The sequence below is a fragment of the Bacillus sp. FJAT-27231 genome (assembly GCF_001183975.1).
Taxonomy (GTDB): Bacteria; Bacillota; Bacilli; order Bacillales; family Domibacillaceae; genus Pseudobacillus; species Pseudobacillus wudalianchiensis.
Window position 1 is genome coordinate 3,703,179 of the sequence record NZ_LFZU01000001.1, and the last position, 13,628, is coordinate 3,716,806.

The window sequence follows — 13,628 nt, forward strand, 5'->3', positions numbered from 1 at the left end:
TAATAGCTTAAAAGGAAGAAAAATAGTTTGTTTTTTATATATTTTTTGAAATAAGGGTTATTTTTTCCATATGGTAGACAAAAAAGCTGCAGCCGTTATTAAATCGGCTGCAGCTTCTTTTATTAGATAATCCGAATTGTTACAACGCCTTCAATTTGGCTAATTTTTGCTTCTAATCCGGGAATGACATCACCGTTCACTTTATTGTCAATGTCAATCATTGTATAAGCAAAATCGCCACGGCTTCTGTTCACCATGTCTGCGATATTTAAGTTGTAATCAGATAGAGCAGATGTAATCTGTCCAACCATGTTTGGAATGTTGCGATGGTATACCGTCACACGACGCTTTCCAGTGTAAGGAAGAGAAGCGTTTGGCATATTCACAGAGTTTTTAATGTTTCCTGTCTCTAAATAGTCTTTTACTTGACGGGCTGCCATAATCGCACAGTTTTCTTCTGATTCTTTCGTAGAAGCACCAAGATGCGGAATTGGCACCGCGTTTTTCATTTTTAAGACATTCTCATTCGGGAAGTCCGTTACATATTTGCCGACTTTGCCGCTTTCAAGGGCAACTGCCATATCTTGCTCGTTCACAAGCTCACCACGAGAGAAGTTCAAAATATGAACGCCTTCTTTCATGATGTCAAACGTATTGGCGTTGAACATGCCTTTCGTTGTATCGGTAAGCGGAACGTGAACTGTAATGTAATCACTTTGCGCAAACAACTGTTCAATCGTCATCGCACGTTGAACGTTACGAGATAAGCTCCACGCTGTGTCGACAGAAATGAATGGGTCAAAACCGATGACATCCATATCCAAGTCAAGAGCGTCGTTCGCAACGAGCGCACCAACCGCGCCAAGTCCAATAACACCAAGCGTTTTTCCTTTAATTTCTTTTCCGACAAATTGCTTTTTGCCCGCTTCTACAAGCTTTGGAATTTGATCTCCTTGGCCTTCAAGACCTCTTGTCCAAGCGATACCGGCAAATACATTACGAGAAGAAGAAATTAAAGTAGTGAGCACAAGCTCTTTTACCGCGTTCGCGTTTGCACCTGGTGTATTGAAAACAACAATGCCGCGTTCCGTATAGTCGCTGACCGGAATGTTATTCACACCGGCACCAGCACGGGCAACAGCTTTCACATTTTCACCGATTTCCATGTCATGCATGTTAAAGCTGCGCAAAACGATGGCATCAGGGTTTTGGCTGTCATTATCGATTGTAAAATTTTCTTTATTAAAAACATTTAAGCCGCATTCGGCAATGCTATTGAGTGTTTTAATAGTAAACAACTGTCCGTCTCCCCTTTTATTGTGCGTGTTTTTCTTCGAATTCTTTCATAAATTGAATAAGTGCTTCGACCCCTTCAGTTGGCATTGCGTTATAGATGCTAGCACGCATTCCCCCAACAGAACGGTGGCCTTTTAACGTTTCAAGACCAGCTGCTTTCGCTTCCTTCACAAAGGCTGCATCCAATTCAGCAGATGGTGATACGAAAGGAATGTTCATAATAGAACGGCTGTCCTTTTTAACTGGAGATCGGAACATGTTCGATTGTTCAAGAAAATCGTATAGCAGTTCTGCTTTTTTACGATTGATCTTCTCCATTTCCTTTAAGCCGCCAAGCTCTGTAAGCCATTCAAACACAAGCTTCGCGATATAAATGCCATAAGTCGGCGGTGTATTGTATAAAGATCCGCTTTCGCTATGTGTTTTATAATCTAGCATCGTTGGACAGCTTTCTGGTGCGCCTCCGATCAAGTCTTCTCTAATAATGACAACTGTTAAACCAGCTGGTCCAATGTTTTTCTGGGCACCGGCATAAATTAAGCCGAATTTCGATACGTCAATGTCTTCTGATAGAATATTAGAAGACATATCAGCAACGAGCGGCACGCCGCCTGTATCCGGAATATTTCTGAAAGCCGTTCCTTCTATAGTATTGTTCGTTGTAATATGTACATAGTCGGCTTCCGGATCAATCATGCTGCTGTCTATCTCAGGAATATAGCTAAAGTTTTCCTCTTCTGAAGAAGCAATAACACGAACATCGCCATATTTCTTTGCTTCCTTAATGGCTTTTTTAGACCATGAACCAGTATTCACGTAATCTGCTTTTTTACTGTTTGTGAGCAAATTTAGCGGCACCATGGCAAATTGCTGAGAAGCGCCTCCCTGAACAAACAGTACTTTGTAGTTATCTGGAATGTTCATTAAATCTCTCAGCAGCTGTTCCGCCCCGGTAATAATATCCGTGAATAACCCCGAACGATGACTTAGCTCCATGACAGACATACCAGAGTCTGCATAATTAACTAATTCTTTTTGTGCTTTTTCTAATACTGGCAGCGGCAACATCGAAGGTCCTGCCGAAAAATTGTATACTCTCTTCACGTGAACTCCCTCATTCATTTTAAATTTGGAAATCTGAAAATTTATACATTAATAATATTCATGAATTATAAATTATTCGCGATCACATATCAAGGGGAGGTCCAGTAACTTTCTTCTTACTTTTTCATTGATACCGCTTTCATTGCTTTTCTAAAGGGACCGAAAAAAATTACGAACATTTTTTGTCTTTTTTATCAATTCGTTCGCTTTATTTAGTTTTCTATAAAATTAAAAAAGAGAGCGCTTTCTTTGCTTTTTACGAAAAATACTGAGTTGTTTCTCGTATTTTTGACAAGAATGTCTGCTCTATTTTGCGACATTGGTTTATAATGGGTGAAACACTACTTTTTTACTATAATGGAGGTGGCCCTTATGTATTGCTCGCGCTGTGGAACAAATATGGGCGAACATGCCCGCTTTTGTCCTGGCTGCGGATCGAAGAAAAAGAAATTCTCTTTCGTGAAGCTTTTATTTACACTCTGCTTGATTAGTATTTTCGCTTTCGCTGGAGTCATTGCGTATATGTTCTATGAATCTGACAAACCGTCACAAACGGCGATTGCTCCTGTAAAAGTGAAGAATAAAGAACCAGCCGAAGCACCGAAGCAACCGGTGATTTTTCCAAAGAACGTTACTAAAAAAGAACAAAAGGCCTTAACAGAGATCATTGAAGAAACACAGAAAAAAGTGTACACGCTTTTTACCGATACAGGCCAAGGCTCTGGCTTTCTTGTAAATAAAAAAGGCGATGTGGTGACGAATGCCCACGTTGTAGAAGGCGCTCACTCTTTAACCATCAAAGATAAAAACGGCAATACACACGAGGGGAAAATTATTGGCTACTCCAATACGATTGACGTAGCCGTTGTCCGTGTGCCTGATTTAGCAGGCCAGTCCCCTCTCTCACTTGAAAAGAGCAGCAAAGCCAAAGTCGGTGAAGAAGTTATCGCGCTCGGCAGCCCGCTTTCACTCGAAAACACAGCTACCTTTGGTCATATTACCGGTGTGGACCGCAGCTTTTACATCGGCGATTTTTCCTACGACGGGGTGTATCAAACATCTGCTGCTATCGCTCCCGGGAGCAGCGGTGGACCGCTCGTTTCGAAGGTAACCGGAAAAGTGCTAGCCATCAACTCGGCCAAACAAATGGGACAAGATGCGATCGGCTTTAGCATTCCCGTTAAAGATGTAAACAATCTGGTCCAGGGCTGGATTCAAAATCCGCTGACAGAAGAAGAGATCAACGCTTTATTCTACAATGAAAACGGCGAGCTTTTTTATCAAGAATTCTGGGATGAAGACGCCTACTTTGATGGCGGAGAGTATAACGAAGAAGACGGCTATGAATATGAAGATGTTCCCGATGAACCGTCCGCCTATGAAGACGATAGCTCCATTGATGACAGCTATGGTGAATACGAAGAATATGAGGAAACAGACCCATCTGACACTCCTTACCCGGACGAAACCTACCCAGATACAAGCACAGAGGAGGACAGTGCAGAGCCGCCTTCTGCAAGTGAACCGGCCGATGAAGTGGTCGATATGAATGGTGATGGCGTCATTGATGTCAGTGATCTAACGACCGATATAAACGGTGACGGCATTTTAGATGAAAATGATTTAATTGCTGCCGGAATCATGACAGAAAGCAGCGAAGCTTATTAGCAAGCTCTGTCTCCAGAAAATCATTTCCTGGAGACAGAGTTTGTTATTGCTTCATAATAGTATTTACTATTAGCAATGACTCATAGGAATGGTTCCTATGTCATACAATGAACTAACGGAGGCTCCGATTCTTTTAATAAATTAATTTAATTTTTTATGGAAAAGTATCGTCTGATTGCTGTATAATAGCTACAATTTGTGGTTATGAAAGGGAGGGTATTTATGCGTACCTATCAGGTTGATGAGCGGCCGCCGATTCCGGCGATGATCCCGCTTAGTTTACAGCATTTGTTTGCAATGTTTGGATCAACGGTACTCGTGCCAATTTTATTCGGTGTTAACCCCGCAACTATTTTGTTAATGAATGGTATTGGGACATTAATTTATCTTATTCTATGTAAAGGACAAGTACCGGCTTATCTCGGTTCCAGCTTTGCCTTTATTTCACCGGTGCTCTTTGTGCTCGCGACAGACAGCTATGGGGCAGCACTCGGCGGTTTTATTGCCACTGGTATTATCTTTATTTTAGTAGCGCTCATCATTCGTGTGGCCGGAACAAAATGGGTAGATGTCATTTTCCCTCCAGCTGCTATGGGAGCCATCGTGGCTGTCATCGGACTTGAACTTGTTCCAGTTGCTGCTGGCATGGCAGGATTAATTCCTTCAGGAGATGCCGATCCAGCAAAATGGACGCCCGATACAGATGTAATTACTGTCTCCCTGCTGACACTAGGGATTACCATTGTCGGAAATGTGATGTTCAGAGGATTTTTACGAATTATCCCGATTCTTATTGGGATTGTGGCAGGCTATATTATTGCAGTCTTGTACGGGCTTGTTGATTTTCAGCCGGTAAGAGACGCTCATTGGTTTGCCCTGCCGACTTTTTACCGTCCAGAATTCCACTTGGCAAGTATAGCCATTATTTTACCAGCTTCTCTCGTTGTTATCGCGGAACATATTAGCCACTTAGTCGTGACACAAAACATCGTTGGCCGCGACTTAATGAAGAAGCCAGGACTTGGCACTTCTTTGTTAGGCAACGGGATTTCAACCGTTCTTTCTGGCTTCGTCGGTTCAACACCAAATACAACATACGGAGAGAATATCGGTGTTCTCGCTTTAACGAGAGTATATTCAACATGGGTCATTGGCGGGGCCGCTGTCATGGCGATTATCCTGTCTTTCTTAGGAAAACTGGCAGCCTTGATCTCTACAATTCCAACAGCTGTTATGGGCGGCCTTTCGCTCTTGCTATTCGGAAGTATTGCTGTATCAGGTCTGCGCATGCTCGTTGAATCAAAAGTTGATTATTCTAAAGCAACGAATATGATTTTAACGACAGTCGTGCTCGTCATCGGCCTTAGCGGCGCTACATTGAAGTTCGGTAACTTCGAATTAAAAGGAATGGCCCTTGCTACAGTCATTGCCATTTTGGTTAGCATCTTCTTTACAATTATCGATAAACTCAAAATATCAAATGATTATGAGCAATAAAAAGCAGCCCGAGGGCTGCTTTTTTATGTCGTTTGGCTCGTGGTGGTCAGTAAAATCAAAGTTGTGGCGAGTAACCGATGGGATGGATAGAAAAACAGGCTGCCGGATCAAGTCCGACAGCCTGTAATCTTTATTCTTTTACTTGATACGTCCAGCCGTCTTCTTGATAGACTTTCTTTTCTTTCATCAGCTTACCGAGTGCCCGTTTGAAAGCACCTTTGCTCATCGAAAAGCGCTTTTCAATTTCTTCTGGAAAGCTTTTGTCGCTATATGGCATAGAGCCGCCTCGCTGCAATAAATACTCATATACTTTTTCGGCATCATCCTGCTGGACTTCCTGCCTACGGCCAAGGAGGGACACATTGACAGAGCCATCTTCTTTGACATCAATAATACGGCCATCCACCTTTTGGCCAAGGCGCGGCTCGACTTGTCTTTGGGACTCATGAACAAATCCACGGTACCCTTCTGCTGTAATAATGAATGTGCCAACCTTTGCTGCTCGGTACACAATGCCAGTAATATCTTTGTTAAAGTCTTTTTTCGAAGCCTTCGTGAACTGCTCCGCCATCACTTCTTCTGTTGCTGGTTTAGCAAACAAGCGGTCTCTCTTGTCCAGCTTCAACGTACAATAAAGGCGATCACCAACTATCGGACGCACAGAATACATAAAAGGCAGATCATCCTCTGATACAAGTATATCTTTCGTGATGCCGATTGAAACGAAGACGCCCAATTTTTCTTGTACTCCGACTACTTCTACCCATCCGTACGTATCTTGAGTGATGAGCGGCATCGTCATCGTAGCAGCAAGGCGGCCTTGATGATCTTGAAATAAAAAGACCTCGACCGGCTCATCGGGATCAAACCCCTCTTTTATTTCTGAATGATGAAGCAAAACCGTTTCCTCTCCATCCGTTAAAAACCAGCCAAAGGGCGCTTCATTTTTCACATCTAATGTAACAATCGTGCCAGCTTGTAAATTATACATATAGGGTAAATCCTTCTTTCACTTATATTTATTAACAATCTTCCCGTTTCGGCTTTAATTATAACAGGCTTTTCTGGTGACGTACTCTTTCTTTAAAAAACTTCACCGCTAACTCGGCTTGTTTAATAAATTTGAAAAAAGGGAAACTAACGGTATAAGAAACACTTTAAAAAGGTGGTAAGCAGGATGAGTAAAAAAAGAGGCTTTGCTTCACTGATCAAACTAGCGCTAAAATATGGGCCTATCGTTTACCCGTTTATTAAAAAGATGCTAGACAAACGGAAAGCGGCCCGCGTTATGCCGACTCAAAGATAAAAAGTTCCCAGCCAAACGCTGGGAACTTTTTTTAGGCTATTGACAAATATTTTCAATCAACCTGAATTTTTAAAAATAGACTTTGTCTATCATTTCTTTTGTTATTTTACTTATAACTCACATTCATGACTGCTTTTTTACTCAAAGACTGGCGCTGATCAGCTACTCGAAATACAATGGAATATCGGCCTGCCGGAGCGGTTGAGCCGTCCGCTAATTTCCCGTTCCAATAAGCGACAAAGCCACCCTTTTGTGGTGCAGCGCCGCTCATAAGGGTACGAACATTTTTTCCTGCTGCATTTTCTATATAGATAGATCCTCTCATACTGCCGCTGACAGCAAGACTAGCCCTGAGATTGTTACCGCCAGTTACTTTAAATTCCTTTGTATTAAGTGAAATAGCTCCCACCGGTTCAGGTGTTAATGCAAGAGCTTTATACGCATCAATACGGCCATTCCCGTAAAAAGAATCCCAGGATTTTGCTCCTAAATCGACAGATGACTTGTATAAAATCTGCATCACCTGCTGGGGAGATAAAAACGGATTTTTTGATAAAATAAGGGCTGCCGTCCCCGAAACTACCGGCGCTGCCATAGAAGTGCCATCCATATAGCCGTATGAGTTCCCAGCGATTGTTGACAAAATGTCTTGCCCCGGTGCTGACACGTTAATGTAGCGGCCAAAGTTAGAAAACCTTGTGATTTTATCAGCCGCATTCGTAGCACTAACCCCGATCACGTTAGAAAGAGCAGCCGGATAAAACGGCAAACTAGTATCCTCATTTCCCGCAGCTGCAATGACGATAGCTCCTTTGTTCACTGCATAGTTCGCCGCATACTCCAGAATCCCGGTATAAGAATAGCTGCCAAGGCTTAAATTAAGAATGTCTGCCCCTTGGTCTACCGCATAGAGAATCGCTTCAGTAATCGTATAGCTATCGGCATATTCTCCTTCAAACACATTAATAGGCATCAACTTTACGCCCGGCGCAACACCTGTCACACCCGAACCATTCATAGCTGCTCCAATAATGCCAGCTACGTGTGTACCGTGATGATCCACTGGTAAAACCGTACTGCTAGTAACCGCATTATAAGGATAAACGAGGCGGTTTTTAAACTCTATATGACGGGAATCGATCCCTCCATCGATAACAGCAACCGTAATTTGCGAGTTGCCGCGTGTTCGATCCCATGCTTTTGGCGCATTGATTTTTGAATGAAACCACTGACTTTTATAATAAGGATCACTTGGCTTAAATTGACGCTCTAACTGATAATTCGGCTCTACCTGCCTCACAGCCGCTTCTTTCCTTAACGCAGCTGCTACGTTTGACAGCTCCTGCCTGCTCTGCAACGAAACGTTGGCAAAGAGCCCATTTTGCAGAGCACCTTCTTCAGTTAATCCGTACTTCGTATAGAGAGCTTGACGCTCCGCTTTCGTCAGCACATGATCAAACTGAATAACCAACTCCCCTTTTTCATAGCTCCCCTGAAACTTCTCCTCAACCTGTTGTTTCGGCAGCTCCGCCGCTTTGACCGCACCTTTTCCTGAAGCCGAAGCAACCATAGCACTCGACCCTATGATAACTAGGCCTATCACCGCGGCCTTTTGCAGCCTTAACCCTATCCTCATTCTTTTTCCTCCTATTTTGAGGGCTGACCCCTAACGGAAATATTATAGTTTCTTTATAGCTCGGCGTCTATGTAATTTTTGTTAATAAAACCCTTCAAATGAAAAAAGAGTACGTGAATTGCTTTTCATGCTAGACGCTGACGAGAAGGATATTTATTAACACGCCGATGCATATGGTTAAAGACATTCACCAAAATAAACGGATGGAGGTGTGTTGGTAAGGGGCAGTTTCGTTTAATTTCCATTTGTTTATGTTATAATAAAAAAGAATGTGGTTTCACTAGCTTCTACCCGCTTTTTTTAAGCATGTTGCCCCTTAGTTACATACAGCACAAGAAGGACGAACGTTTCTATTTGATGATGGTTGGGTAAATAGGATTAGACGAACTTTTAAGAACGGAGATGAAGAAAGATGAACGCAAAGAAATTATTAACTTATGGATTGCTTGTAGCGATCATGTTACCGAAGATTAAAGAAAGATTAGAAACACAGCAACTACGCAAATCTTACCAAAATGCACACCGTGTACGCATGAATCATAACAGTATTCTAGAGAAAATCTCTGGCTAAACATCACAACTAAGCAAGTAAACAATAAACTCGAAAAGTGCCTCGCACCTTTCGGGTTTTTATTTTTAATTTGGCAAGAGCCCTCCCTTCACCTCTAATTAACTATTAGATTTTTCAAAAGAAAATGCTATAATTGGGAAGGAATGGGGGAGTTAACATGGCAATTCATAATGTAATGGAGGAAGTTGTCAAAGGAATTATTACAGACCAGCTCGATCACTTGCATCTTTCCTGTAAATGCGAACGATGCCAGGAGGACATTTTAGCTCTTTCACTAAATAAAGTGACACCGAGATATATTGTGAATGACAGCCGGCAGCCCTTAGTCAAAGCAAAATATATGATCGACAGACAAGAACAAGCCAATATCGTCGCGGTTGTCGCCCAAGCGGCAGCGCTCGTCTCTGCGAATAAACGCTGTTCACATATACAATAACGCAACAAAAAATCCGGCCTATTGCCGGATTTTTTGTTTTAACTTTTTACACTCCCAGCACAGCCGTTGTGCTAAAAAACTCTTTATATAGCGCTCTTAAAACGTTATTCGTATCTTCTTCTTTAATGCCAAACACTAAGCTAACCTCAGAGGATCCTTGGTTAATCATCTCGATATTTGCTCCAGCTTGTGAAATGGCGGTTGTCGCCCTTGCTGTCAAGCCCTTTGTATTATTCATGCCTTCACCAACAAGCACGACCATCGCGAAATGATGCTCAATGTGAACGTCATCCACTTTTAAATCTTCACGGCATTTTTGAATGATACGCTCCTCTTTTTCCGGAGAGAGCTGATGACTGCGAACAATAACAGATAAATCATCAATTCCTGAAGGCGTGTGCTCATAAGAGATCTCTTCTTCTTCAAGGATTTGCAGCAAACGGCGGCCAAAGCCAAGCTCGCGGTTCATCAAATATTTGCTCACATAGATCGTTGAGAATCCGCCATCCGCCGCAATACCGATTACTGGGCTGTTAGAATACTCGCGTTCTGCCACAATCATCGTACCTTCTGCAGATGGATTATTCGTGTTTTTAATGCAAACTGGCACAGAATGCTGGAAGGCCGGCATTAACGCTTCATCATGGAAAACAGAGAACCCTGCATAAGAGAGCTCGCGCATTTCTCGGTAAGTCATCCGCTTGATTTCAACAGGCTGATCAACAATCTTTGGATTAGCCGCAAAAACTGAATCGACATCTGTAAAGTTTTCATACAGCTCTGCGCCGATCGCTGCTGCTAAGATAGAGCCGGTAATGTCGGAGCCTCCGCGGGCAAATGTCATCATGACACCATCTTTTGAATAGCCAAAAAACCCTGGAAATACAACAATCCCTTTGCGATCACGCAGGTTCCGCAAGTTTTCGTAAGCTTCAGGTAAAGCACGGGCTCGTCCAGGCTCATCACTCACAATTAAGCCAGCATCCTTCGGGTTCACATACTCTGCCTCTAACCCAATGCTGGAGAAATAAGCAGCAATTAATTTTGCGTTATTGTCCTCTCCGCTCGCTTTAAGCTGATCGATAAACAAATCGCGGTTTTCTTTGTCTTGGCTGATCCGGTCACGTAAATCCTGTTCGATTACTTGAGCAATCTCATGATCAAGACCAAGCTCAGCTGCTATATCACCATACCGCTCTACGACCGCCTGCAGCTCTTTTTCTGCATCTTTGCCGGAAAGAGAAGCTTCTGCCAGGCTAATCAGCAGGTCGGTTACTTTAATATCGTCATCAAAACGTTTACCTGGGGCGGAAACTACTACAATTTTTCGCGTAGCATCTTCTTTAATAATGGCTGCAACCTTCTTAATCTGTGTTGCACTCGCTACGGAAGTCCCCCCAAATTTACATACCTTCATTCCCGTTTCACTCCTTAGTCACCGTTAGATTTTCATGATGGAAAAGTTTTATTTGAAAAATTATACCACTGTCTGCATGAAAAAAGAAGAAATAATCTGATATTTACTCCAATAAGTATAAATTTCCTCTTCATTCCAACTTGTTTATTTTGCTTAATTCAGGGAATATCTATTACATGCGCACCATCAATCACTGCAAAAATTGTTCACAAAAGGAGAGTGCATATAATGAAAAAAAGCAAATCTACGGGAAGTAAAGCCGCAATGACTGCGCTGGCTCTTGGAGCAGCCTACCTTCTTCGAAACGAAAAATCACGCGGCAAGCTCATGGATCAACTTAAAACAATGGGAAAATAATACAGGATAAGACCCTCTCACTACACTGACACATTAAAGCGCCGGAGACTAACCCCACCGGCGCTTTTTACTGTTATGGCTGATTAATATCTGTAATGCGATTTTCCAGTTCTGGAGCGGCATTTGGGTTTGCTTGGATATAGTCTCTGAACATTTCCCAATCGACGAAGCCTGGTTCGCTGACGCGGCCTTCTTCGTAAGCTTTGCCGAATGTGCTGTACCCATCTCCGCCTTTAGCTGTAAATGTGTTCGTTGCGACAACGTATGATTCAGTATCAACAAGCGGTGCATATCCGTTCTCTTTCTTTACTTCTGCCGTTTGTACCCGTTCGCCAACTGGCTTACTGCTGTCATACGTGAATTTCAAACCGGATACTTGTAAGAATCCGCCAAACTGTCCTGGTACTTCCTTTACGCTGTTCTCAAGCGCAGCACGGATTTCTGCCCCTGTTAAATTCATAATAGCAAGCGCGTTGCCAAATGGCATCACTGTCAGCACTTCATCGAGTGTAATATCGCCTTCGTTAATGGAAGCGCGAATACCGCCGCCGTTTTGCACGGCGATAACAGCCTCTTTATTGATCGTTTTCGCTTTTTCCAACATGCCATCTGTAATCAAGTTTCCGAGATTTGTTTCTTTCGTCCGCACATCAGCGCGTTCACCATTTAAAGCAACAGCCGTTTTACCAACGATGGTCTTCTTCTTGGCATCAATGGCTGGCTTATACTCTGTCGCTAAAATTTCTGCCGCTTCCGGATCATCCTTCAATATATAAGTGCCATCTTCCCCCTTGGCATCAATTTCGATCAACTTGCCAGCGTGCCCAATGACTTTACCGCTTTTATCAAACTTGACATCTAATGTACCCAGATATTTATTGTATTCATTGGCTTGGACAATGACTGTTGGTTCTTTCCCCGTTGTGTCCAATACCGGCTCTTTCAACAGGTCATGAGAATGGCCGCCGACGATGACGTCAATCCCCTCTACTTCTTTCGCAAGCGTTACATCGTTGTCGCCGCCGCCATCTTTAAAACCGATATGTGTTAAAGCGATAATTTTGTTAACACCCTGCTTCTCCAATGAGGCCACTGTTTTCTTAGACTTTTCTAAATAATCTTCAAACGCAACTCCTGCCCCTGGACTGGAAATATCGACTGTTTCAGCTGTCGTTAAACCGAAAATACCGATCTTTTCTCCATCGACTTCTTTAATAATAGCGTCATACACTGACCCATTTTTTGGTGTGGCTGATATTCCGCCTGTCACAAGTCCTTTAATATTTTCATCGCTCGTAAAATTGACATTAGCGCTTACAAATGGAAACTTTGCTTTCGCGATAAAATTAGCGAGCGGCTTCGTTCCTAAATCAAATTCATGATTTCCGAACGTCATCGCATCGTAACCGACGAGATTCATGAAATTCAAATCAGCTTGGCCTAAATACTCGTTAAAATAAAGCGTACCGGAAAACACATCCCCTGCATCTAGCAATACATTATTCGGTTTCGCTTTTCTCACTTCTTTAATAGCCGTTACTTTTCTAGCGACATTTTCAATATGGGCATGAGTATCATTCGTATGCATAATCGTTAAGTCGAGTTCTTTTGCAGCAGGATGAGCTAACCGGTACAAGAACAACGCCCATTCCCCACGCTGCAAATGATCATCCGCCCCAAAATGGCTGCTCGTTTTTCCTTCTGTCACACCACTTTTCACAAGGGCATCAACATACTTAGCCCACTGTGCATTGACATCTGTAAATGGCGTCTTTTTCACTGTTTCATCAATCGTAAGCTTATAGGCTAAGGAAATCAGCCGAGCCGTTTCATTGCGGGTAATGGCATCATAAGCTCCAAACAGTCCTGCCGCTTTTCCAGATATGATCCCCTTTTCTGCCAACGCATTGACCGCCCACTGTCCACGTTTAGGCACATCTTTGAAACCTGCATGTTTGTATGTTCCCTTTGGGTCGATTCCTAAAGCCGCCGCTAACTGGATCGCTGCATCCACGCGAGAAATGGAGGCATTCGTACCAAATTGGCTAGAGCTTAACCCTTTCGTAATGCCGTTATTCGTTAAATAAGCTACCGCTTCTGTGTAACGAGCGGGCACATCTTTGAATGAATGTTCTTTTGCCGAAACAGCGGCAGGGCTTACTGCCGGCACCACAATCGCAGCAGCTGCAGCTAAAGCTAGAAACTTATGAGACGATGCTTTCTCCTTACCCAAGATAACTCCTCCTTTGTATAAAACACTTATATTAAAAGATTAGTAGTTTTTAAGAAAAAAGCAACCTATTAAGGGAAAGCTTGCAAACAAATTAGACACGCACTTCT

Annotated in this window: 12 protein-coding genes; 6 read left to right on the top strand and 6 right to left on the bottom strand. The window is 42.8% G+C overall.

The features are described from left to right. Positions 1-122 precede the first annotated feature (122 nt). A complete protein-coding gene (locus AC623_RS17855; protein WP_049665035.1) occupies positions 123-1,298 on the bottom strand; it encodes a phosphoglycerate dehydrogenase in 1,176 nt (391 codons plus the stop codon). A gap of 16 nt (positions 1,299-1,314) precedes the next feature. Continuing rightward, positions 1,315-2,400 carry a 3-phosphoserine/phosphohydroxythreonine transaminase gene (gene serC, locus AC623_RS17860; protein ID WP_049665036.1) on the bottom strand — a complete coding sequence of 362 codons (1,086 nt, stop codon included), beginning with the start codon at positions 2,398-2,400 and terminating at the stop codon, positions 1,315-1,317. Positions 2,401-2,772: 372 nt separating this feature from the next. Between serC and AC623_RS20830 the strand changes: the two genes are divergently transcribed. Both AC623_RS20830 and uraA read left to right on the top strand, forming a co-directional pair. Next, positions 2,773-4,068 (top strand): trypsin-like peptidase domain-containing protein, encoded by a 1,296-nt coding sequence (locus AC623_RS20830; protein WP_053104175.1) that lies wholly within the window; start codon positions 2,773-2,775, stop codon positions 4,066-4,068. Between the two features lie 222 nt (positions 4,069-4,290). Beyond that, positions 4,291-5,565: a uracil permease gene (gene uraA / locus AC623_RS17870; protein ID WP_082174470.1), complete on the top strand. Its 1,275-nt coding sequence runs from the start codon at positions 4,291-4,293 to the stop codon at positions 5,563-5,565. A gap of 130 nt (positions 5,566-5,695) precedes the next feature. Here the strand turns inward: uraA and AC623_RS17875 are convergent, their stop codons facing one another. Further along, positions 5,696-6,556, bottom strand: a complete 861-nt coding sequence (locus AC623_RS17875) for a CvfB family protein (RefSeq protein WP_049665041.1) — start codon at positions 6,554-6,556, stop codon at positions 5,696-5,698. A gap of 186 nt (positions 6,557-6,742) precedes the next feature. On the opposite strand from AC623_RS17875, the gene AC623_RS22140 reads away from it, so the two are divergent. Beyond that, complete coding sequence (locus tag AC623_RS22140) at positions 6,743-6,871, top strand: hypothetical protein (RefSeq protein WP_269429926.1); 129 nt, start codon at positions 6,743-6,745, stop codon at positions 6,869-6,871. Between the two features lie 106 nt (positions 6,872-6,977). Here AC623_RS22140 and AC623_RS17880 read toward each other — a convergent pair whose 3' ends face one another. Continuing rightward, positions 6,978-8,507: a S8 family serine peptidase gene (locus AC623_RS17880; RefSeq protein WP_049665043.1), complete on the bottom strand. Its 1,530-nt coding sequence runs from the start codon at positions 8,505-8,507 to the stop codon at positions 6,978-6,980. A gap of 412 nt (positions 8,508-8,919) precedes the next feature. On the opposite strand from AC623_RS17880, the gene AC623_RS21605 reads away from it, so the two are divergent. Next, positions 8,920-9,078: a hypothetical protein gene (locus tag AC623_RS21605; protein WP_156187075.1), complete on the top strand. Its 159-nt coding sequence runs from the start codon at positions 8,920-8,922 to the stop codon at positions 9,076-9,078. A 157-nt stretch (positions 9,079-9,235) separates the two neighbouring features. Continuing rightward, on the top strand, positions 9,236-9,514 hold the full coding sequence (locus AC623_RS17885) for a late competence development ComFB family protein (protein ID WP_049665045.1): 279 nt from the start codon (positions 9,236-9,238) through the stop codon (positions 9,512-9,514). A 46-nt stretch (positions 9,515-9,560) separates the two neighbouring features. On the opposite strand, the gene AC623_RS17890 is transcribed toward AC623_RS17885, so the two are convergent. Next, entirely contained in the window at positions 9,561-10,931 is a 1,371-nt protein-coding gene (locus AC623_RS17890) for an aspartate kinase (protein WP_049665049.1), read from the bottom strand. 228 nt (positions 10,932-11,159) lie between these two features. Between AC623_RS17890 and AC623_RS22145 the strand changes: the two genes are divergently transcribed. Next, positions 11,160-11,288 (top strand): hypothetical protein, encoded by a 129-nt coding sequence (locus AC623_RS22145; RefSeq protein WP_269429927.1) that lies wholly within the window; start codon positions 11,160-11,162, stop codon positions 11,286-11,288. A gap of 73 nt (positions 11,289-11,361) precedes the next feature. Here AC623_RS22145 and AC623_RS17895 read toward each other — a convergent pair whose 3' ends face one another. Next, a complete protein-coding gene (locus AC623_RS17895; RefSeq protein WP_049665052.1) occupies positions 11,362-13,521 on the bottom strand; it encodes a 5'-nucleotidase C-terminal domain-containing protein in 2,160 nt (719 codons plus the stop codon). Positions 13,522-13,628: the final 107 nt, after the last annotated feature.

Bases quoted from the DNA above. Each gene is read 5' to 3' on its own strand.
- AC623_RS17880 (WP_049665043.1), bottom strand. From the start codon at position 8,507: ATGAGGATAGGGTTAAGGCTGCAAAAGGCCGCGGTGATAGGCCTAGTT.
- uraA (WP_082174470.1), top strand. From the start codon at position 4,291: ATGCGTACCTATCAGGTTGATGAGCGGCCGCCGATTCCGGCGATGATC.
- AC623_RS17875 (WP_049665041.1), bottom strand. From the start codon at position 6,556: ATGTATAATTTACAAGCTGGCACGATTGTTACATTAGATGTGAAAAAT.
- AC623_RS17885 (WP_049665045.1), top strand. From the start codon at position 9,236: ATGGCAATTCATAATGTAATGGAGGAAGTTGTCAAAGGAATTATTACA.
- AC623_RS20830 (WP_053104175.1), top strand. From the start codon at position 2,773: ATGTATTGCTCGCGCTGTGGAACAAATATGGGCGAACATGCCCGCTTT.
- AC623_RS22145 (WP_269429927.1), top strand. From the start codon at position 11,160: ATGAAAAAAAGCAAATCTACGGGAAGTAAAGCCGCAATGACTGCGCTG.
- AC623_RS22140 (WP_269429926.1), top strand. From the start codon at position 6,743: ATGAGTAAAAAAAGAGGCTTTGCTTCACTGATCAAACTAGCGCTAAAA.
- AC623_RS17890 (WP_049665049.1), bottom strand. From the start codon at position 10,931: ATGAAGGTATGTAAATTTGGGGGGACTTCCGTAGCGAGTGCAACACAG.
- AC623_RS21605 (WP_156187075.1), top strand. From the start codon at position 8,920: ATGAACGCAAAGAAATTATTAACTTATGGATTGCTTGTAGCGATCATG.